The 20,053-nt window shown below is 63.9% G+C and carries 15 protein-coding genes and 1 pseudogene; 4 read left to right on the forward strand and 12 right to left on the reverse strand.

The genetic code is table 11. The features are described 5' to 3' along the window. Positions 1-256 precede the first annotated feature (256 nt). Both HLB44_RS18485 and HLB44_RS18490 read left to right on the forward strand, forming a co-directional pair. Positions 257-1,276, forward strand: a complete 1,020-nt coding sequence (locus HLB44_RS18485; RefSeq protein WP_173125215.1) for a DUF4747 family protein — start codon at positions 257-259, stop codon at positions 1,274-1,276. A gap of 47 nt (positions 1,277-1,323) precedes the next feature. After that, positions 1,324-1,932: a hypothetical protein gene (locus tag HLB44_RS18490; RefSeq protein ID WP_173125217.1), complete on the forward strand. Its 609-nt coding sequence runs from the start codon at positions 1,324-1,326 to the stop codon at positions 1,930-1,932. 230 nt (positions 1,933-2,162) lie between these two features. Here HLB44_RS18490 and HLB44_RS18495 read toward each other — a convergent pair whose 3' ends face one another. The 12 genes and pseudogenes from HLB44_RS18495 to HLB44_RS18545 form a co-directional block, all read right to left on the reverse strand. After that, on the reverse strand, positions 2,163-5,381 hold the full coding sequence (locus HLB44_RS18495; RefSeq protein ID WP_173125219.1) for a helicase-related protein: 3,219 nt from the start codon (positions 5,379-5,381) through the stop codon (positions 2,163-2,165). After that, positions 5,381-5,818, reverse strand: coding sequence for a hypothetical protein (locus HLB44_RS18500; protein ID WP_173125221.1), 438 nt, complete (start codon positions 5,816-5,818; stop codon positions 5,381-5,383). The genes HLB44_RS18495 and HLB44_RS18500 overlap by 1 nt, the downstream gene beginning before the upstream one ends. Next, positions 5,815-8,772 (reverse strand): DUF1156 domain-containing protein, encoded by a 2,958-nt coding sequence (locus HLB44_RS18505; RefSeq protein ID WP_173125222.1) that lies wholly within the window; start codon positions 8,770-8,772, stop codon positions 5,815-5,817. Before HLB44_RS18505 ends, HLB44_RS18500 begins: the two co-directional genes overlap by 4 nt. Further along, entirely contained in the window at positions 8,769-10,538 is a 1,770-nt protein-coding gene (locus HLB44_RS18510; protein WP_217283714.1) for an ATP-binding protein, read from the reverse strand. Before HLB44_RS18510 ends, HLB44_RS18505 begins: the two co-directional genes overlap by 4 nt. A 23-nt stretch (positions 10,539-10,561) precedes the next feature. Beyond that, positions 10,562-11,050 (reverse strand): DUF7680 family protein, encoded by a 489-nt coding sequence (locus tag HLB44_RS18515; protein ID WP_173125223.1) that lies wholly within the window; start codon positions 11,048-11,050, stop codon positions 10,562-10,564. A gap of 11 nt (positions 11,051-11,061) precedes the next feature. Beyond that, the gene (locus tag HLB44_RS18520) at positions 11,062-14,091 is read right to left on the reverse strand and encodes an ATP-binding protein (protein ID WP_173125224.1); all 3,030 of its coding nucleotides are present in this window, start codon (positions 14,089-14,091) and stop codon (positions 11,062-11,064) included. 39 nt (positions 14,092-14,130) lie between these two features. Continuing rightward, the gene (locus HLB44_RS18525) at positions 14,131-14,532 is read right to left on the reverse strand and encodes a tyrosine-type recombinase/integrase (protein WP_173125225.1); all 402 of its coding nucleotides are present in this window, start codon (positions 14,530-14,532) and stop codon (positions 14,131-14,133) included. After that, positions 14,520-14,969, reverse strand: a complete 450-nt coding sequence (locus tag HLB44_RS18530; protein ID WP_173125226.1) for a DUF6236 family protein — start codon at positions 14,967-14,969, stop codon at positions 14,520-14,522. The genes HLB44_RS18525 and HLB44_RS18530 overlap by 13 nt, the downstream gene beginning before the upstream one ends. 589 nt (positions 14,970-15,558) lie before the next feature. Beyond that, the gene (locus tag HLB44_RS18535; protein WP_173125227.1) at positions 15,559-15,939 is read right to left on the reverse strand and encodes a hypothetical protein; all 381 of its coding nucleotides are present in this window, start codon (positions 15,937-15,939) and stop codon (positions 15,559-15,561) included. A gap of 188 nt (positions 15,940-16,127) precedes the next feature. Next, a pseudogene (locus HLB44_RS37305) lies at positions 16,128-16,868 on the reverse strand (tyrosine-type recombinase/integrase). A gap of 182 nt (positions 16,869-17,050) precedes the next feature. Then, complete coding sequence (locus HLB44_RS37310) at positions 17,051-17,464, reverse strand: helix-turn-helix domain-containing protein (RefSeq protein ID WP_246312324.1); 414 nt, start codon at positions 17,462-17,464, stop codon at positions 17,051-17,053. A gap of 353 nt (positions 17,465-17,817) precedes the next feature. Then, entirely contained in the window at positions 17,818-18,030 is a 213-nt protein-coding gene (locus HLB44_RS18545; RefSeq protein WP_173125228.1) for a hypothetical protein, read from the reverse strand. A gap of 374 nt (positions 18,031-18,404) precedes the next feature. Between HLB44_RS18545 and HLB44_RS18550 the strand changes: the two genes are divergently transcribed. Together HLB44_RS18550 and HLB44_RS18555 are read left to right on the forward strand one after the other, a co-directional pair. Next, positions 18,405-18,734, forward strand: coding sequence for a helix-turn-helix transcriptional regulator (locus HLB44_RS18550; RefSeq protein WP_173125229.1), 330 nt, complete (start codon positions 18,405-18,407; stop codon positions 18,732-18,734). A 3-nt stretch (positions 18,735-18,737) separates the two neighbouring features. After that, positions 18,738-20,012 carry a type II toxin-antitoxin system HipA family toxin gene (locus tag HLB44_RS18555; protein WP_173125230.1) on the forward strand — a complete coding sequence of 425 codons (1,275 nt, stop codon included), beginning with the start codon at positions 18,738-18,740 and terminating at the stop codon, positions 20,010-20,012. Positions 20,013-20,053: the final 41 nt, after the last annotated feature.

The following is a 20,053-nucleotide window of genomic DNA, read 5'->3' on the forward strand; positions in this document are numbered from 1 at the left end:
CATACGTGGCGAGCACTTAGCCCAGTTCCAACGAACTGGGCTTTTTGCGTTTTGGGTCCTGGTAAGCAAAGGGTCAGCGGTCGGCACCGCTGGCCGCGAACACCCGAGGGCTACGCAAGTACATCGCCCCCAGCCAACGAGAACAATCCGCGCGCGCCGCTCCTCGGCTGCAAGTGCGTTGTGACGTTTGACGCGGGCGGTAGCACTTTGGCAACGCTGCCTCGACAATGGACGAATCGTCCAAGGAGGTGGCCCGATGGCCGGAATGCGCCCAGTAGAGTTCGCAAACTTCGTCTGCACATCCGGAACTGATCTTGAGATGCTAGACATGGTGGACACCGTCGTGCTTCCAGCCTTCAGTAGCGGTCTGCGCCGCACTTGGGGCGAGAACACGTACTTCTTCCACGACGTGACACTGGTGGATTTTGCGCCGGACACCGTGAAAGGCACACCCGCAATTTGCGGCCGCTTTGTGAAGGACACCGTGCTGCATAGCAAGCAGGTCTATCGCAATGGTGAACTTCTCGCAAACAACCAGAAGATCAAATCAGCACCGTCTGCATTCTTTGTACTTCTTCTGGAGCAGCACAAGCTCATCTACTGCTCCGAATACACTGGTGCTCCTGGCATAGGTACGTTCCGATCTACCGCGTATCAATTTATCGGCCAAGCACACAAGGCCTATATTGACACAGCGTACGAGCAGTTCAAAGAACAAAGCAATGCGGACCCTGACGCCGAGCGCATCACGAAGGCTTCACTAGTGGAGAAGTTCCCGAGGCCTATGCTGGAAATAGTGCCGCTCGCAAGCGAAGAGTCAATCGACCAGTTTGTCAAGCGATTCAAAGTCTTGCAGGCGATGACGATACGCCTGATCAAACCGAACAACGAGATCAACAACGAAAGACTGTACGAACAGATTCAGACCGAATCTAGGCATATGGGCGCAACGGCCTCGACCCTCACCTACAAGAACAGCAAAGGCCTAAGTCAGTCAGTCGCGACCGACCATGCAGAAGCCGCGGCAGACGGGAACGCAGAGGTGACCTTTTCCGGCAAGGACAAGGAGGGCGCCCCACTCAAAGGCAGCAATGAGGACTTCAGGGTATTGCGATTCATTGAGGAACTGCCTAGTCAAGCTGCAGAAGCCGCCAGAAGGCTCTATATTGCGTTTAAGAGCGCACGGCAATCCGGGCTGATTACGGCTGAGCCTGCCGCCGACACACGCCATGCCGCGAAACTTGCGGACCTAAGAAGTAGAGCCGCCCAACAATGATTGAACCCAAGGACCTAACAAGGGAGCGAAGTCTATTCGCTCTGTACTTGCTGTCCTTCAAATTCCCGGGTAGTCGCTTCAATCGCGGCGTCACCGCAATGGCGATGCTGGTTGCCGCCCTGTTCTGCTGGCATTCCTGGGACAATCCTGGCGCGATCTTCGCGCACTTTCGAAAAGCAGTGGCCGACGGGCTCACCTTCGCGACATCGATTCTCGGTTTTCTCGTCGCAGGATTTACCGTCTTTGCGACGATCACAAAGATCGAGATCTTCGTGTCCATGGCAAGGATTGAATACGAGAACACACGCGAGAGCTATCTCAAGTACAACCTGAACGCATTTGTGCTCGCGTTCGTGCACTACATCGCGCTCGTCTTCTTCTGCATCGTCGCTCAGCTCTTTGGACAGACAAACGGGGTCCTTGCACTGGTGCTTCATAAGTTGACCTCCATTTACCCAACTTCCGAGCAAACCATTCGCGCAGCCACTGCCTCTGCACTATTCACCTTCTTCGCGGCTTGGATGGTCTATCTGCTCGTGCTGCTGAAGTCATTCATATACAACACATACCAAGTCCTTACTACAGCCGTGAGACTGGAACTGCAGCAGGGTCAGGACGCAGAGCAAAGCGCGAAGGGCAGCTCGGAACAGCCTTGAGCGTCAGCGGCGCACGATCGCCAGCCTCCCCGGGACCGACGTGTCGCGTGTGAACACCCCAGACAGCGGCGCCCGCAGCTCTTCCTGCTAGCCCGTCGTGCGCACCGTTCGTTAGCTTCGCAAGGAGCTAACCCCTTTGTCCTTGGTGTGACGGATTTGTGCCGTGGATTGGTCAACGCCTGATATCGCTGCGCGCAGCAGACTGGCGTATCGCCCTATGGCCGCGTCGCTCACACCGACCTCATCAAGTCACTCAAAGTACCAACCACCGCTGCCCCGTCTGCCACGTCGGTCCGAGGGAACGATGGATTTCCCGGCGTCCAGAACTCAAGCGACTCTGGGTTCTCCTCGAAGAACTCCGGATCGGTTGTCACGGCTACTTGTCGGGCCCCAGGCTGAACCCAGAACACGTCCTTCGCGTTGGCGCGCTGCGCCTCGCAGCCTGGCGGCAGAAGCTTGGCATGATCGAGCAGCCGGCCGAGGTCTTCCAGGTCGTAATGCGGCGGCGGCCGGTCGCCCAATTCGAGCGCCGCCTCGATCGCATCGTCGATGTCGAACGATTCCGGCGGTGGCGCTGCCGCTTCATGCTGCAGGTGGGCCACCAGATTGGCGCGCGCCTGATCGCGATCGCCCGCACCGGTCAGAGCCACCTCTGCAATACGCTTAGGCATTGATGACAGGATCGGCTGCAAGCGGCCGACAACAGCGGTGAACAGGCTGATGCGGGCTCGCAAGACGCGATACACGTCGGTCTCGACCGTGCCCTCGTACATCAGGTTCACGATGGCGATGCGCTCGAAGCGCTGCCCAAGACGATCGACGCGCCCGATGCGCTGCTCCACGCGCATTGGGTTCCAAGGCGCGTCGAAGTTGATGAGCGCCCCGCAGAACTGAAAGTTCAAGCCCTCGGCTGCTGCATCAGTGCACACCAGCACTTGCGCGTCGCCGTTGCGAAACCGGCGCTTCGTCTCTTCGCGCGACAGGTTTTTCCACCGTCCATCGGGCTGCAGCCACTCCCCGCCGCGGCCGGAATAGCAAAGGATGGAGAAGCCTTCGGTCTTCAGGTAGTCACGCAGGTAGTCCAGCGTGTCGGTGTACTGCGTGAACACGATCGCCTGCGGGTACGGTCGCAGCAGCGAGTCGTCCATGGCGTGGAAGCTGCCGGCCTGCAATGCGCGCAGCACTTCCACTAGGCGTTTCGCCTTGCTGTCCACCGGCAGCTTGCGCACCTGGGCGAGCAGCTGCTCGATATCGCCGCTTTCCTCCAGGTTCAGCGCCGCAGCCTTCTGGGCAGCCACGGCGTCGTCGTCGGCCTGGTCTCCGCTGTCGTCTTCGTCGTCTTCCGCGTCTTCGCTCGTGCGCAGCTGGTCGAAGGGCAGGCTCGCTTGGCCGGTCACCAGAGAGAGCCGCTCCTCCAGCGTCTGGCGCAGCGCGTAGAAGCTGGACGCCAAGCGCTTGCGGTAGGTGGTCATCACGAAGCCTACGGCGCTGCGCTGGTCCTGCGCCGCGTTGTTGTAGGTCGTCGAGATGTAGTCCTCCAGCGCGTGGTAGGCATCGGCTTCAGCCGGTGTCATGTCCAGGAACTCGTCGACCACCATGCGGGTAGCGATGGGCGAATCGATCATGCCGCGGCGGTGGTATTCCCGCAGCAGGTCGCGGGTGTGGCGCGAGATCAGGCCCGCCACCGGCGTGTGCGCTCGCATGATGGCGACGGCGCTGCGCCGCTCCTCGGCCGAAAGCTGCCGCCTTGGCGTGGCCGCGGTGTCACGCAGCGCTCGCAGCACTTTCTGCGCCTTCAGCTTGCTCTTGCCAACCGTGCGCCGCACTGCCACGTCCAACGGCACCGGTCCAAAGGCCGCCTCGGCCGCACGGAACAGTGCGGCCAGCATTTCGAAGTCGTCTGGCGAAGGGTTGCCGTCCCCTGACTTGCGGAAGAACTCCAGGAAGGCGCTCCGCGACCAGGCCGTCGGCATGGCCAGCAATGAGAGCAAGTCCCACACCTCGACTGGGTGCACCTGCATCGGCGTCGCCGTCAGCAACAGTAGGCCCTGGGTGCGCGGCGCCAGCTTCTGCATCAATTGCAGCAGCAGGTTGGGCGGGCCCTCCTTGGACGCCCCGGGACTCTTGCGCCGCGCGTGGTGGGCTTCGTCCAGCACGATCAGATCCCAGGGCTCGGCGGCTTCCAGCAGTTCGCGCTGCCGATCACGCCGGCGCATGAGGTGGCTCGACGCAATCACGAAAGGCTCGCGGTGCCAGTCGTCGCGGGACACCTCACACTCGGCTCGGCCCCGCATCAGCGGCGACGGGTACCACTTCAGCGACTTGCCGTCGTAGAGGGGCCAATTGAGGTTGAACTTCTCGCGCAGCTCGATCTGCCACTGCATCATCACGGCCTTGGGTGCCAGCACGAGTATGCGTTTGGCGCGGCCGGACAACCACGCGTGACGCAGCAACAGACCCGCCTCGATCGTCTTGCCCAAGCCCACCTCATCGGCGATCAGCAGCCGCGGCGGCCAGTGTCCGACCATGCGCTCGAACGCGCGCACCTGATGGGGCCAGGGCACGATGGCGCTCGTCGCCTCGGCGATGCGCTCGCCACCCGGCTGCTGCGGCGCGCCCCAGATGATGTTCCACACCTGTTTGCGGACCTCGTCGGCGTTGGCCGGCTGTGGCACCGCCGGTTGCTTCGGGCGCTCTGGTGGCGGCGCATCGCCAGGCACGCCTTCGGCCCTGGCCCGCTTCAGCCGCTCCGGCTCCCGGTCACTCTCCGGCAGAAAGCGCAGCAGGTCTTCCCGTACGGCGGACGGCACGTCCAGCACCCGCGCACGCTTGGCCTTGTCGGCCCACAGCTGGGCAAAGGTGCGCTCCTCGGCCTCCACATGCTTGGCGCCGCCGTCCCAATCGCAGAAGACGTGGAAGCTCTCCCAGTTGTGCAGCCAGCCGTAGGCTGTCTCGTTGATGCTGCCGGCGAAGGCAAGCTTGCTGCCGGTCTTATCTTCGATGACGCCGGCCTTCTCGTGAAAGATCGCGTTTGACGCGACCGCGTTGCGGTGCTCGTCGCAAGGCACCGCCACCTTGATCTCCAGGTGGCCCTTGGCCACCATCCAGGCCAGCAGTTCGAGCGCCTCTTTCTCACCCTGGCTTTTGCCGACCAGAGGCATGGCCAGCAGCATGCCGGCCACTGTGTTCTTCAGAGATTGCCCCTGCTCGATGGCCTGCACTTCGGGCTGGCCGAGCGTGCAGCCCACCACCATCCGCACTCGGCCCGCGTTGAGCACGAGGCCTTCAATGCCGCGCGCGGCGATGGCCAGCGCCGTGGCGCTGAAGTAGCCCGTGGTGCGGTCGTAGCGCTGCGCGCAGGCCAGCGCCGTGAGGTAGAACTGCCCGATCAGTGGCCAGTCATCGGGGTCGTACTTGGTTCGCCAGTCGTAGTCGGTCAGCAACGGCATCAATCTTCTCCCTGAGATCGGGCAAGGTAGCGTGCCACACGCGGGATCTTCGAATCATCCGCAAGCCGCCAGACGACCCGATACACCACCTCGACGACGTCGGGCTCGTAGACAGCCGGCAGCTCACGGCCCTTGCCGTTCTCATCCAACCACGCGTCCCCGGCATCAGACGGCGGCCACATGGCCACCATCTGCAGGTGGGGCAGACGGACCAACGCGCCGCTGATGCATTGCTTGACCGTGTCCTGGTACTCGTCCCAGAAGAAGCTCTCATCGCCCTGCACCTGGGCGCAGAACTCCTCCGACCCGCTGCGCAGCTCCGAGTCGCCACCCGACTGTGTGGCCGGCATCTTGGCCAGTTGGCGCACGATTCGCGCGGCTGCACGGGCTGCGATCTCCGTGGCCCATTGGCGGACGACTGCGGCCTGAATGCTCATGTCGCTGTTGCTTCGTCCTGCCAGATCTTGAGCTGCTCCGGCTCGGCCACCTTCTCCGACAAAGCCAGGCGCCGCAACTTCTCCAGCGCGTCGAAGTCGGCGCCAGCGCCGGCCGCAGCGTCCGGCAGATCCAGGCCGCTCCACTCCTTGCCTACTGGCAGCACTTCGAGCACGGCCTCCAGCGCCACCAGGAAGCCGGGCTCGTTGGCGAGGCTGTGCTTGGCCAGCAGTTCGTTGGCCGACCCCAGGGACGCCGAGCGCGCCGCCCGCGCCAGGTGGTGCAGCGCATCCATCATCGAGTCGCGCCCATCCGGCAGGCCCAGCGAGCCCTTGGCGGCGCGGGTGACGCTGTCCCACAGCACCAGGTCAGACGTCTTCTTCTCGGCCAGCTTGCCCACCACGTCGCGCTCCAGGTCGACGCCGCAGACTTTGGCCAAGCGGTTGGCTTCGTCGTAGGGGAAGACTGGCGCCTCGAACGCGTCCCAGGCCAGCACGAACCAGCTGGTCAGGTTGTCCAACTCCACGTTGCGCTGCACGTGGGTCAGTTGGTGCAGGCGCCACTCCTTCACTTCGCGGCGGGCGACTTCCAGCGCGTCTTCCGGCGTCACGGCATAGGGGTCGTACTCCTCCTCGAACATCTCGCTTTGCCGCTTGCGGCGCCGCGTCTGCTCCACGTCCTGCCGGGGAGCGCCTCGCTTGAGCGGCCAGGCTTGCGAGAACGCTTCCAGCGCCGGGCCGAAGCACGAGAGATACAGGTCCACGCCTCGGATGCCACCCTGCTGGAACTGAGCAATGCGTTGGCGGACGGCCTGGCGCACGGTGGGCTCGACATCCTCCCAGTAGCGCGCCTCGCTGCCATGGTCCGTGCGCGGCCGGCACACCAGGAACACCGTGGAGTTGGCGGCCGACTTGTCCTTGATGTGCAGACTGCCTTCGGCCTCGGTGTTGATCGGCCACGATGCGGTGATCGCGAAGCCGGCTTCGATCAGGCCGGTGGTCAGCGCGTCCCACGCACCCGTGGCCTTGTGCGTGAACATCAAGGTCATGATGCCGTCGGGCTTCAGCACGCGGCGCATTTCCGCAAAGATGGCGGCCATGCGCTGTTGGTAGTCGCGCCCCGCCAAGGCCTTGCCCCCCTTCTCGCCCTTGAACTTGGCCGGGTTCGCAACAGCCTCGTTCTCCTTATCGGTGAGTTGCCGGCGGAACAGTTCGGGGTAGACGTAGCCGGCGGTACGCTTGAGCCAGACATAGAAGAAGTCCGACAGCTCCGCATACATGACGTTGTCGTAGTACGGCGGGTCCATCACCACTACGTCGGTGCTGGCATCAGCGATATGGTCTAGGCTGTCGCCGGGCTTACACGTCAGGGTGACAGCAGGCGGCGGCTGTGCTTCTGATGCTTGGTCAAAGTCGAAACCAGTCTGCGGTCCAGCGCCAACGCCACCTGCTGGTCGCACCAGTTCCACCAGTTCGCCAATACATTTTGCGGTCTGCTCGATGGCCCACTGAAAGCCATCCCCGACGACGAGAGGAGGCATTTCGGCATGCGACCAAGCGAACGCAAAGTCGTGACGGTTGAATGTGTTGGCGATCACCTCTCGTGTGGACATCCACACGGACATCCGCGAGTTGTAGTTGAGCATCTTGTCGAGAGACATAGCCAAGTATGCAAACCCTGCCGCCGTCAACTCGCTCCAGCGCCCAGCAGCCTTCTCGTCTTCGACCAGTTGCCGAAATACCTTGACCGCCGTTGCATGGCCCAGAAGTTGTCGCGACGAAAACATGTCGCGCCAGCGTGAAATGCCATAGCGAATCGGTTCGTCAGTCTTGTGGCCAGGTGGCACTGACTCGGTCGGAACCATGTCCAGTGCTTCCCACTCAGGAAGCTTCTCCGCCAATGCCGCCTCTATTGCGCCCGAACCTTCATCTTCCGGACGCGGAGCACGGTACCCGCGCTCCCACTTATCCTTACCGCGTTTGCCCAGCTTCGTTTTGGTCTCGACGCGGCGCTTGAATGCAACAGCATAAAGCTGCTCGCCCATGCGGCCCACCTGGGCCTCAGCCTTGATGTGATCACCCGGAATCAGGCGGCTGCAATCGTCGAACGGACAAGTGGCATCGCCGCCCGACACAGTTCCGGGTGACTGCTGCTTGGCCTTGGTGACGAGCTCGAAGCCAACCCGACGCGACCGATCGCCAGGCCCGTTCCCGAGCAGGGGGACAAGACACATCCCTGTTCCATCAGGAGCAAGGCGCCAGTTGGGAGAAAGTGGGACCAGTCCCTCGCAGTGCGGGCAACGAATGACGCGCGCCCACAGGTAGCCAAGTACTCGCACGTCGTCGGGCTCGTGCGGGAACATCCCCGTGAATTGTGGCTCCGCCAACTTCGTGAACCTGCGACTCAATCGGTCGAACTCGACCGCAAGCTGCGACCCATGCGCTAGGGGCAACTCGTATGTAGCCTTCTGAATGAGCGTCGCCACAGGGTTCAGGTCATTCGCGAAAGTAGTCAGTCCGAGCCGGAGGGACTCGAACGGAATGCTCCCTCCCCCTGCTGTCGGATCCAACACAGTTGCGTCCGCGATTCCCGTTCTGTTGCATTGGTCCCGAAGCCAGCAGCCTTCTTCAACTGTCGGCAGGTATTTGAAGGCCCGTTCGTAACCGTATGGGTTCAACCCAAGGTCGTCACCGGTCTTTCGCGCACGATCTATCCGCTTTCTGGTCGCAACCGGATCGCCGTGAATGCCAAGCAGATGGACGAACTTGTCTCGGTCGACGTCTGTGGGCAGTATCGACGCAGCAATGGCTGCCCGCGACGCCACAAGCGGCCGGCGGGCCCACCACACGTGCAGGTAGTAGGTCGGCGGAAGCGCAGTCATGGAGCGCCGCTCACGCACGCTTTCCTCACCCAATGCGGCAATCGGCAGCCAATCTTCGATCAACCGTCGGGTCATCTCGTTCTCTTCTTCTGCGTCGGCTCTTCACCGCCCGCGTATTCGTAGGTGGCGCCGCGCCCGTGCCCAGTCAGGCGTACAGACTCGGCCTCCAGTTCGTGGATTAGCCGGTTCACCTGCTGGCGCGTGTAGCCAGTCACCGCCCGCACTTCGGCGTTCGTCAGCCCTCGTTCGCCGCGACGATGGCGCTGCTTCAACATGTTCAGCACGCGCGTCTTTGCCACGTCGGCGTCGATGCGCTGGTCGCGCTCAGCGTTGCCGCGCCCCTCCAGCCGGCGGTGCAGCGCGGGCTTCAGCCGCCACCAGGTGCCGCGGCCAACGCCACCGCGCTCCAAGTAACCGTAGTCCTGCGCCATCTCGTCCAGGATGTCGCGCATTTCCGCCTCGCGGCGCTGGCAAAGCTCCGCGGCCAGCGCGGTGTCGATCTCCGCGTGCCCCAGCAAGTAGCGCAGCACAAGCATGTGGTCCACATCCAGCACGCGGCCGGCCTTGCCCTCGTCGGCGATGAACTCGCGGAACGGCGCCGAGGTTTCCTGGCGCTTGAAGACGACGCGAACTGCGCTTTCTTCGTCGATGATGAGGGGCGGCTCCTTGCCCTCGATCAGCATGGCCTCGAACATGCGGCCCACGCCGAGGTTGCTGCGGTTCACCAGGCGCAACCGGGACAGCGCGTGCACCAGTAGTGGGTTGCGGGCTAAGGGTGGGTGATGAAGGATGTTGGCCGGCGTGATGCCGCCCACCAGGCCACCGGGGTTGCTGATCTCGAGCTTGCGCGGGTACTGCTTCACCAGTACCGGACTGGCCAGGCGCAAGTCCAGGTGGCACAGCGCATTGAGTAGGGCTTCGCGCAGGGCCACGGTGGGATAAGCGCGGAACTCGAAGTGATGCAGCCCGTGCTCCACGGTGGTGATGGGGTTGTCGGCATTGATGCGTGCCTCCAGCGCCTGCAGGGCCAGCGGCAGCGCCAGCTCGCCTTTGCCGGGTCCATCGCGGCCGTCGGCACGGTCGACGTATGTGGTGGCGCTCTTCATGCGCTCGTGCGTCCAGCCGTAGTTGGGCAGGTGGCGGGCCAAAGCGGTGGCGCTGCCGGCGATCAGCAGGCCCGCCTTGGTAAGCCGGCCGTCGCGCAGCACGTCCAGCGCACCTAGCAGGTCGAGGTCAGTCTTGCGCAGCAGGTCGGCCGGGGCCTGCTCCTGACGTGCCAGATCGCGCAGGCGTTCCACCGCGGCGGCCGAGAGCAAGGCCTCCACCGGCTCGGGCACCGCGACGGCGGTCACGTCGGACTCGCCGCGCTCCACCATCAACCGGTCGCGCAGGTCGCCCGTCAGAGGCACGCAGTCCTTGCTGCGGCGCACGGTGCCGGCGCCGGCGGTGGTGGTGTACGGAGGCAGTCCGCCGTGCACCTGCATTACCAGCAGGCGGCCCGTGCCTTCCGGCACCGGCAACTCCAGCACCTCTGGCGTGAGCTTGGGCGCCGTGCGTTCGTAGATGTCGCGCTTGAGTTGGTGCGGCTCGGCGGAGTCCGGAACGCCGACGATGGCTTTCGCCCGGCCGACGACGCGGTCGCGCACGCCCAGCACCACGGTGCCACCGCCACCGTTGGCCATGCACACGGCCATGTCCACGGCTAGGCGCACGGCATGGCGGTCGTCGGCAGGCCATTCCTTGAAGTCGAGGTCCTGCGCCTCCAGCGTGTCGGCGTCGACCTGGTCCAGCCGGGCGAGGAGCGCACGAACTTCGGTGAGTTCCCGCATCAGGGTCGGCACTCGTTACTTGGAACGGCGAACGCTCAGGCGTTCGGGTCGATAAGCAGGAAGCGCAGCGCCATCAGCACCCGGCGCGGGTACTTGCGGTGCATGGCCATCCCGAGCCAGTAGCCGGCTTCTTCCTTGGTCATCGCCTCAATGCCGGCGGCCACGGCTGCCATGTGATTGCGATTGCGCATGGGTGCCAGTGAGCGGAACAACAGACCCAGGTTGATGGCGAGTTCCTCGTCGATGGGCACTCGCAGCGCGTCGATGGCTGGCAGGTCGTGCAGGTTGATGCGCAGCGCCTTCAGCCTGCGCAGCAGGCGATGCTCCACCAGCGACAGGTTGCGGCCATGCAGCCCGGCTACGTAAGTGGGCTGCTTGATATGAGGCGTGGCGATGGCCGGCAGCTGCCAGATTTCCAATGCCATGTCGGCACCCTGCTGGCGTTTGGCACGCAGTTCGTAGTGCGGCAGCGCAGATGCGGCCTGACGCGGGAGGACGACCAGTTGGGCGCGGGGGGTGGCCATGGATGGGCTCCTCAGGACTTCGTCTCGGCGACAACCGCCAGCACATGAGCCACGGGCGAGACCAAGCGCGTCAGGCGCTGGATCAGGCCCTCGGCGCTTGGGCCTTGCACGGCCAGCGGAGGGTCGAAGTGCAGCCGATAAGTGACGCTGGCATCGCTATCGCTGGCCGCCCGGAATTGAGGCTCCAGGTAGTCCTTCAGCGGTGTTGCGTCGTCCAGGTCACCCTTGAACGTGATAGTGGCTTCGGACTGGCTCGGTGTCTCGAACTGCGCCTCAAGCTCGATGCGCTTGGTGGCGTTGGGGACCGACTTCACCAGGGCTAGCAGCTTCATGGCATCGCCCTTGTCGAAGGGGCGGATCGTCATCGAGCCGAAGCTCAAGGCACCGTTTTGGCGGGCGTTCTCGAACACGCGGGCAAGTGCGGCCTTGAGTACGTCTTCGGCCTGGAAGGTACCGGCCTGCTGGGCCACCGGGGCTGGGGCTGCGGCCGGGCTCGACGCTCCTGCGGGCGTGGGAGCAGGCCCACTGGTACCGGAAGGCGCGGGCGCCGACGATGCCGGAGGAGCAGGTGGGGTGCGTGGCCAGATGCCATGGTCCTGCGCGTAGGTGATCGTGTAGACGAAGGACTGCTCGTCCACCTTGATCTCGGCGTGCGGGTCGCCCTTGCCGCGAAGCAGTTCACCGGACTTGTAGATGTAGTCGCCCTGGTCGATGCCCTGGCGGATGCCCTTGATGAACACGTCATCGCCAACCAGCATGGGCAGGGCCGCGTCCTGTCGGAACTCGGCGCGCAGTGCGGCCGTGGTGATCTGGCCCTTCTTGAGCGGCGTACGGTCACGCACGTAGACGGGCGAGTCCGGCGGGTCGGTGGGCAGGCGCAGCTTGTTGACGTTCTGCAGCTGCGTCACGACCTGCTTCTGCCCGTCGCCCGGACGATCGGATGCGGTCTGGATGTCGACCACCGTGTGGGCCAGGTCGCAATTGGCTCCGTCTACGCGGTTGCGCGAGGGATAGAAGATGTGCCGGTAGCACTGCTGGATGGCGGTGGCAAGTTGGTGCTTGGTTCGACCGAAGTCCTCGTTCAGCTTGGCCACCTGGTAATCAGCCAGGTCCTTCAGCTTGCCCGGCACGCGCAGCGACTCCAGCGCCAGGTAGCGCAGCATCCGCGCCTTCATCACCGGGATGCCGGTCGCATCGGCGACGACGAAACCGAGGTTGTTGCGGTTGTGTCGCCAGTCGTTGCCGGCGCCGCGATGCAGGAAGATCTTCTCGATCAGCGGATCGACGCGAACCGCGTCGCCGGCCACCTGCACCGCGTCGTGGCTGAGCAGCACGAGATACGGGCGCCCGCTGCCGTCGTCGTCGGCCACGTCATGCGGACCTGACGCGAAAGGCACCAGGTTCAGGTGTGGGCCGGCGAAGAGGTCGCGGATGTCGGCGTTGAGGCGCGACCTGGCTTCTTCGCGATCGACGTTGGTCTCTTCGCGGCGGATGATCTGCGTGAGGTTGGCCTCGGCCAGAAAGCGCAGCGGAGCGCCGGGCTTGTCGTCGATGTAGGCCGAGTCGACGACGAAGCGCTTGCGCGCATCGTCGATGAATGCGATGTCGGTGCTGGGCCCGAGGACGGCGTAGCGCAACTCTTCGGGGTTCAGACCACGCAGCGACTCGTTGAAAGCAAGCGTGTGCATGAAAACCGTACGGGCCACGTAAGAGCCGTAGCTGGGCTGCCCCTTGAACGCGCCCGCATCGAGCTGCTCGGCCAGAGACGAACTGCCATCGGCACCCGCGATCTCGGCCTTGATGGCCGGCACGTAGATGTCCTGCTTGAGTCGGGTGACCAGCTCCAACCGAATGGGCTCGAACCCGAGGTCGATGTGGTGCGTGTGGATGGCGAAGGCATCCGCGGGCGTCTCTTGCCACAGGCGCGCCACCGTGCGGGCCAGCAGGCGCAGCATGCCGCGCACGCGTTGGAAGTTGCCCAGGGTGCCCGTCTTCTGGGTCAGCACCTTCACCAGTTCCGGGTGCAGCGGGTAGCCGGCCTCGAACTCTTCGACACGCCGGTCTTGGACGGGTGGTGTGGGCAGCTTGTCGCGGTTGGTGTCCCACAGGGCCTTGTAGGCCGCGACGACCTGCCGCGCCTTGGTTTCGTCGACGCGGGTGAAGAGGCGGCGACAGACGACCCTGACGGTTTCGTCGTCCTCGGTGGGGTCGATCACCGTTGCCTTGCGCGCGGCGACGCTCTCGGCCTCGGCGAAGAAGGCGGCGATGTCCTGGGTTTCGCGGCTGTAGGCATCGGTGGCCTTGCCATCTCGACCGACGGCCAGCGTGAAGACCAGGGCGACGCGAGGCAGGCTCTCGACCGCCTTCATCAATGAGGTCATGAAGGCGAGCAACTGCTCGCCCGCGCGCTGTGCATTGCGCCCGGCAACCTTGCGGAGGTAGGGCGCTATCTCGTCGATCAGGATCACGGCCGGCTCTGTGCCCAGCAGTTCGCGCAGGGTGTCGGCACCGGGCGCGATGCCTTCCTTGTCGCTCTGTTCGACGAGCCGGTAGCCTGGTTCGTCAGCGAGGGCGAACGCCAGTTCGCCCCACGGGCTGAAGGCGCGGATCGAGTCGCTCAGGCGCCGGCCGTTCGCAGGGTCGGCGTTCTCACCGTCGAACGCGGCGATGCGGATGGGCGTGGCCGGGCGCAAGGCCGGTTCCAGGAACTCGTCGGCATTCGGCACGCCGACCAACCCCCGCATGGCGTGCGCCAAGCCGATGAGGGTGTGCGTCTTGCCGCCGCCGAACTGGGTGTCGAGGCGGAAGACCGCACCCACCTGCTCGGGGCGGCCCAGCACCCGCAGCGCGACCAGCTTCAAGGCATTCTTCAGGCCCTTGGTCGGGTAGGTGTTGGCGAAGAAGAGTTCGGGCTTTTTGTACTCGTCCGGTGCGTCGCCCCGGAGGACCTGCGACAGGTCGGCGGCAAAGTCACTCTCCTTAAGGACCCCCTGAAGAACATCGGAGCGGGGTTCGCAGATCCCGAAGAGATTGTCAGCCATGGGCGCCCTGAATGTTGTTCCCGAGGAAAATGTATCAGATCAATGTTCGATGGAACATTCGGCCGCGGAGCGCGTGCCGTCCCCCCATCCACCGCGCTGCGAGTTGGCGGAGCGCCGGTCAGCGGTTCTGTTCTGCTTGTGCACCGCCACGAAGGACCCGATCCAACAGGCAGGCCCAGGTGTGCTGCGTATCGTGGAACCGGAAGTCTCGATCCCCGACTTCTTCAGCGCGTTTCGCCAGGCCATGTTCACCGTCGCGCTCAGCGGTCGACCCTTGTAGAGGAAGACGTACTCAAGGTGCTTGCCGATCTGCCCGCGCAGGATCTCCATCGCCGTCGCGTTCAGCGGGATACGCAGCGTCTTGCGGCTCTTGATGTCGCGCGCGGCCACCGTCATCATCTGCCGCGGCATGTCGATCTGGTTCCAGTTCAGTCCCAGCACGACTCATTCGAGACGCGCTGCAACTCAACCAAGTAAGCCAACGGGTGGCTTGCCTGCCAATCGACCATAGCACGCTTGCGCTTCGCGAACTCAATCGCAACCTTCCCCAATTCAACAATCGCCGCACTAGATGCCCCTACCCACGGCCCTCCGAGAAGCGCTGTTGCAATACCGGCAGAAGCGGCGGCCTGAAGGCTCTGGGCATCAACAAGGGCCGAGAGTGACCCAGTAGCGGTATCGAATCCATGTTTCCTACGGGCCTGGTCGTACTCGTCGAGCCGACTGGCAAGATCATCTTCCACGAATGCGAGGCTCTTGCCTGCGTACTTCTCGTCGAGGAACGCCCGAAGGCGCTGCAACCGTCGCCGAGACTCACCATCCTGTCGAACCTCGATGATCTGCTCCCAAGACGCTGAAGCCGTGTTGATGAGTTCCATTCCGAAGACGCGGATCAAAGGATCCTCAACATTGCTCGAGGATTCCTCACCCGTTGCGGGCAGTAGGACGGCTGCGCCTCGAATTCCGAGTGTTGCTGCGTAAGTCGCGAAGTGCTTGCGAATAGGCTCGGTCTCGCTGGACGTTGCGTTGCTCAAGTACGCCGCGGCAAGGTCCGCATACGAGTCATCGACTGACGAGGACGCTGTCGACTGCCGATATGGTCGCGCTCGACTGGCAAATTCATCCCAGCTGTCAACGATTCGCCCAAGTTGGGAGTAGCGCTCAGACTCCGTGGCAGGCAATGTGTCGAAGACAATGTTAATGAGTGCCCGTGAGGGAACTGGTTCGGGAAAGTCAGCGACGATATCGCGACCTGTGCCAGCCAATCTCCGGAATGCAACCGGCAACACTCTGTCGAAGTAGAGAGCGGCTTGCTTGAGCTGTCCAAAGGCAACGACCGATCGCATCTTGAGCTAACGTTTGAGTGGCACATGATAGGCCTAGGTGTCTCGCGCCCAAAGCGCCTGCTGGTGCGGGTGGCGTTGACTGCAGGGGGGCCTCGCTCGCTCAGGCAATGCGCATGGCCGTTCAAGGCAAATCTGGTGTGTTTGCTATGTCGATCCAGTTCCGCGCCCCAGGTCTACTCATGTCGCCTCCAGCCAATGCCGCCGCTTCGATCGCTGCAGCGGACACAGTCCACACTTGCTTGGGATGAAAGTAGCTGGTTCCCGACTTCCATTTGTGGTGTCCGATCTTGTACTTTTCCTCGATGGGTAGGCGCTCCGGTCCGATCGAGGTGTAGCAAGGCATCAAGCGCCAAGTCCCCTTGTCCTCGGAGAGGCACGCAAAGAAGTGCTTGTCTTGCACCTTTACAGCGCCGGGCACTGTGGTTTGACCGCCAGCCTGCTGAAGCACCTTCGGATCGAGGTGCAACACCAAGCCAGGCACGAGTTCGGTGACGAGCGACATGCGAGGCCTCCAACAGCAATCAACGTAAGCCAGCCGTGGCCAAATCTGTACCGATGTTGCCATCCATCGCCTCACGTGCACAGTAGTAATCTCGCGCGGCCTCAGCCGAGCGTCCGCTTGCATAGGCTTCCGACAGCTCCGATTCGCGAGCCGCGATCCGAGAACTCGACGATTAAGGTTCCTTCGCCTCAAGACGCCCTCCCTTCCGGACCGGCACCACGGCTAGGCCCAGCATCTCTCCCATGGGACTGGAGAATCTCGTCCAGCACCGCCGCATGCCTCGCCAAATGCTCCGGCGCCAGATGCGCATACCTCTCCACCATCGAGTCCGACTTCCACCCACCCATCTCCTTGATCATCCCCTTCGGCACGCCGTTCTGGATCAGCAGGCTGGCCCACGTATGCCGCGTGTCGTGGAACCGGAAGTCCTCGATGCCCGACTTCTACAGCGCGTTGCGCCAAGCCGTGTTCACCGTGGCGTTCAGCGGCTGGCCCTTGTAGACGAAGACGTACTCGGCGTGCTTACCGATCTGCGCGCCCAGGATTTCCATCGCCGTCGCATTCAGCGGGATGCCCAGCGTCTTGCGGCTCTTGATGTCGCGTGCAGCCACCGTCATCATCTGCCGCGGCATGTCGATCTGGCTCCACTTCAGCTCCGGCACGTTGGCGCGCCGCAGGCCGGTGGCGAAGGTGAACCGGGTCAGCACGCGCAGGTGCTCGGGCAGGTTGCGCAGCAAGGTGTCGATTTCGCGCGGCGTCAGGTAGCGCACCCTGCCCTCCGGCTCGCGGTGCAGCCGGATCGTCGGCACGGTGTCGATCCAGTTCCACTCCCGCATCGCGCGGCGCAGGATGGAGCGCAGCAGTTGGTAGTAGCGGTTGCGCGTCGCCGGCGCCTTGTCGCCCTCCTGCCCTTCGACGACGGACTGCATGCGGTCCCACGTCAGCTCGGTCAGCGGCAGGCGGCGAAAGAACGGCGTGAGGAGCTCGATCTTCTTCGCGTCGTCGCGGATCGAGGCCTTGTGCGCCTGCTCGTTCAGCCAGCGCAGCGCCGCGTCTTCCCAGGTGTGCTTGGGCTTGTCGCCCAGCTTGACCTGGCGCCACAGGTCGTTCTTCAGCCGGTCGTGCAGCTCCTGGGCCGCCTTGCGGTCAGTTGTCTCAGCTGATTGTCTAACTCGATGTCCACCTGGCGTCGTGATGTCGATCCACCAGGTCGTGCCGCGTTTGCGGATGGCCATGTTGTTGCACCTCCGATGTACTCGCGAAGTTGTTGGTTGCGCTGCGCCTTCTGCTGGGCAGCCGCGGTGCCTTGCTCGATGAAGGCGTCGATCGAGGCCTGCGTCACCTTCCAGCGGCGGCCGATCTGCATCGCGCTGATGCGGCCGGTGGTGACCAGGTCCCAGGCGGTGCAGTAGTTGATGCCCAGCATCGTGGCCACCTGGCGCAGGTCGAAGAAAAGGGGTTGAACGGCAGTCATGTCCTTGGCTCCGGGCTGGCGGGCAGTCGGGTCGGGATTGATCTGCTTCATCGCCGCCGAGGTGAGATCAGGATCGCACGGCAGCCAGAGACATCAAGAGGACGGCGGCCCCATCGGGTGTCTCGACCGAAGGGTGTCAAAGGCTCATGTGCAGGCGCCGCGGCGCCTGTGGCTCGATGGTCCTGCCTGTGTTGGCAGGGCGCGATTCACGCCTGGGTGGACCAGGTCACTCGATACTTCCGGCTCGAGTGCGGGTCACGACCGCTAACGCCACGCTGGTGCGTGTAGCAGAGCGGCGCGATGTCCGCCTGCTTTGGCGCGACGGTACTCGACATGCCAGCCGCCGTGAAGCGGCCGCCGTGGTCCCGCCGTGGCCGGACCACGGCGGCAGCACGGGCAGGCCATCATTGCTGGCGCCGGAACGGGCGGATCACGTGGTCGGCCTGGATCTGGTCGAGCTCCGCATCCACCTGGCCCTGCAGCGACCGCCGGCTGGTGTATCGCGCCGACACGATCAGCGGGTAGTACAGCACCAGCAGCGCGACGACGGCCATCGTGCCGAGCGGCATGCCAGCCATCGCGAACACGGCGGCCAGGAAGCATCCGGCGGGCCACACGAAGCCGTCGATGTCGCGGAACAGCAGCGCCGGGTCGGCGCGGGTGAAGGTTCTCGCGCTTGCCGGTCTCCAGGTTGTAGAGGCCGACGGGCGTGCCGTCGACGTGCAGCAGGTGCAGCGAGTGCCCGACGCGCGCGGGCATGGACCGGCTCCGCACGATGAACTTGTGCTCGCTGCCGTCGAGCGCGGCCGCCAAGTCCTCGGCCCGCCTCCGGGCGGTTGGTCTTTGGCGCGTGTTCGCGCGCACGAGCAATTTGCTACCCACTATCCAAGGATATGGGTACCAATCTACCCATCATGAAAGTCGCGGCCATTGACTTCAGTCGATTTGAATGGGTAAACTGCTACTCACAAAGTAGTTTTATGGGTAGCAGATGACAACCGAGACGACCCTTCCGCTGGAAGTCACGACGGCAGCGCAGAGGTTCGGCGAGAACGTCCGGCTCGCCCGCGTCCGCCGTCACATGACCCAAGAAGAACTCGCTCAAGCCTGCGGCATCACCCGCAAGACCCTGTACGCCCTCGAGAAAGGCGCATCAGGCGCAACCGTCGCCACGGCCTTTACCGTGCTCTGGAAGCTCGGCCTGCTCAGCACGGCGGCTGCGCTTGCCGACCCCGATGCCGACGAGCACGGCAGGATTCTCGAGGCTGCCCGCAGGCCGAAGCGCGTGCGCAACCCGCTCGACAGCGACAACGACTTCTGACCCATGGCCAACGACGAACAAGCCTGCTACGTCTACATCCAGCTCCCTGGGACGATGGAAACGGTGCCCTGCGCGTCGCTCAAGGTTCGTCTCGTCGGCGCAGGCGCCTTCGAAGGCACCTTCACGTACGGCAAGCGCTATCTCGAACGGCCTGAGGTGGTGGCCTTGGACCCGTTCCACCTACCCTTGTCGACGCGTCCTCAGAGGTTCACGAAGCTCAAGGGCATTCCCGGCGCCGTTCGTGACGCGAGCGCGGACGCTTGGGGCCGTCGAGTCATTCAGGCCAAGCTGCAGCGGCCCGAAGGCGACATCCAGGAAGTGGAGTACCTGCTCAACGGGCCGGACGATGGCGCTGGCAACCTGAGCTTCGGAAGAACCGCAACTCCGCCCGCTCCGCGGCGACCCTTCAATCGCACGCATCAGTTGCCTGCCCTCATCGAAGCAGCCGAGAAGCTGGAAGAAGACGGACGGCTTCCACACGAGATACTCGAGGAACTCGAACCCGGCACGAGCATGGGTGGTGCAAGACCCAAAGTGACGGTCGAGGACGACCACAGAGTCTGGCTGGCCAAGCTGCCTGAGAAGGCCGACCGGCACAACATGCAGCGCATCGAGTACGCGACACTCGAGTTGGCCCGCGCCAGCGGCCTTCGCGTCTGCGGAACCCGCCTCGAGCGCGTCGCGAACCGCGACGCGCTGATGCTCGACCGCTTCGACCGCGAATGGAATCCGGACGCCAACGCCTACTGGCGCTACGGGCTTGTCTCGGGTCTGACGGTGATTGACGCTGAAGATGGCTACCTCGGTCGCGAGCGCTGGTCGTACCCGCTGCTGGCGGATGAACTTCGGCGCTGGTCCGTCAAGAGCAACGATGACCGTCGCGAATTGTTCCTCCGCATGGTGTTCAACGCCATGGTCACCAACAACGACGACCATCCGCGCAACCATGCGCTCTTGCAGACCAGAGGTGGCTGGCGGCTATCACCCGCGTACGACATCCTGCCCGTCCCCATGGTCTCGGTCGAGCGGCGGGACTTGGCTCTCGAGGTCGGCCGCTTCGGTCGAGCCGCGAGTCTCTACAACATCCTGTCGCACTGCGATGCGTTCGGGCTCTCGAAGGAAGAGGCCCAGGCGATGATTGACGGGATGCTCGCCGTCGTCCGCGGCTGGCGGGAGTTCTTCACCGAACGCGGTGTCGAACAGCGCAGCATCGAGATGCTCGAGCCGGCCATGCTCCCGCCTTCCTTCTTCCGCGACACGCCACCAGGCGCCGTCTGACTGATTCGACACCGGAGCTACAGAAAATGTGCACGCAAGCC

Source organism: Pseudaquabacterium terrae, assembly GCF_013266755.1.
GTDB lineage: Bacteria > Pseudomonadota > Gammaproteobacteria > Burkholderiales > Burkholderiaceae_C > Pseudaquabacterium > Pseudaquabacterium terrae.